The sequence below is a fragment of the Chryseobacterium oncorhynchi genome (assembly GCF_002899895.1).
Classification (GTDB): domain Bacteria; phylum Bacteroidota; class Bacteroidia; order Flavobacteriales; family Weeksellaceae; genus Chryseobacterium; species Chryseobacterium oncorhynchi.
In genome coordinates, this window is sequence record NZ_PPEI02000020.1 from 1 (window position 1) to 1,180 (window position 1,180).

General features: G+C 43.6%; 1 protein-coding gene. It reads right to left on the reverse strand.

Annotated features, from left to right (window positions below; all coding sequences use genetic code 11):
- The coding region (locus tag C1638_RS22030) for a DUF6443 domain-containing protein (protein ID WP_228428260.1) at nucleotides 1-1,142 on the reverse strand (1,142 nt) is incomplete at its 3' end.
- Nucleotides 1,143-1,180: the final 38 nt, after the last annotated feature.

A 1,180-nucleotide genomic window follows, 5' to 3' on the forward strand; every position in this document is an offset into this window, starting at 1 on the left:
ATGGTTGGGATTTCTCCTACAAAATAGACATCTGTGTAATAGATTGTCATTCCATTTCGAGTAAATCCTGTGGAGCTTCTTTCTTCAGCAATGGTTATATTATTAATCTCATTTTGCCTGCCTGCTCTTTCTCCACCTGTTGATAGAAATCCTGTATAGGCAACCCGCCCTAAGCGGTCGTACTTGGTAATGATCCATTTATTTTGAGCCTTAAGGTTGTCGTCCTGAGCTAGAATCAGTCTATCCTGTTTATCATATACCATATATTCCTTTCCCTTGCCCGGAAGTTTCTTTTCAACCAGTCGGTTTTTGCCATCATAGCGGTACTGGTAGCACAACCTGTCAAGGGTAGATGGGTCCAAAGATCCCGAGGCTGATGCCAATGGGGGAATGACAAATGCCAGCTGGTCATATTCATTATAAACATAATAGGTATCTGCATTTTCCGTAGCGCTTAGCACCTTTCTGACCAGAATGGTTTGTCCCTTGCCGTTCTTGAACTCGATGGTCTTATTGTCATCTTCATCGGTCACTACATTCTTGTAAAGCTGCCCGCTTTTGTAGAATCCGTTTTCAGAGTCAGGATCCGTGGCTGGCTTTAATTCTGACAAGGAGGCTCCATCAGGCCATGTGGTAATGGTGGTGAACTTTTTTACCTCTCCAGTGGTATTGGCTTCATATTGAAACTTTACGGGCTTATTAGCCCAGTCGGTACCCACCTGAATTTGTTGCTGGATTCTGCCCAGGGGTGAGCTTTCTAGCTTCTTTTCCGAGTAAATCTTCTCTGAGCCGTAAATATTGGGTTGCGTGGCATTGGATAATGGATCTGTAACAATAGCGCCGTTTGAAGTGCCTCCCTGTGGAACAGGCAGGTAATCCAACACCTGTCTTCCAAAATCGTCATATACAATTTGGGTGACAACGTCTCTTCCTAATGGGGAAGCTTTCACGTTCACGATCTGTTTAGGTCTTCCCAACCCATCAAAATACTGGACGGTTTCTACCTGCTTGGCATTGGCATCACTCTGGGTTTTTTCCTCAAGGTAAGTCCTTGATTGTATATAGTTTTCTGTAGGGGTAAGCTGTGCCTGCACCGACTGGGTGATAAGCAGCAAACCTATGGGGATGAGTATTTTTTTCATCAGTGTTAGTTTTTATAGTGATAGCTAAATTCCTTTAA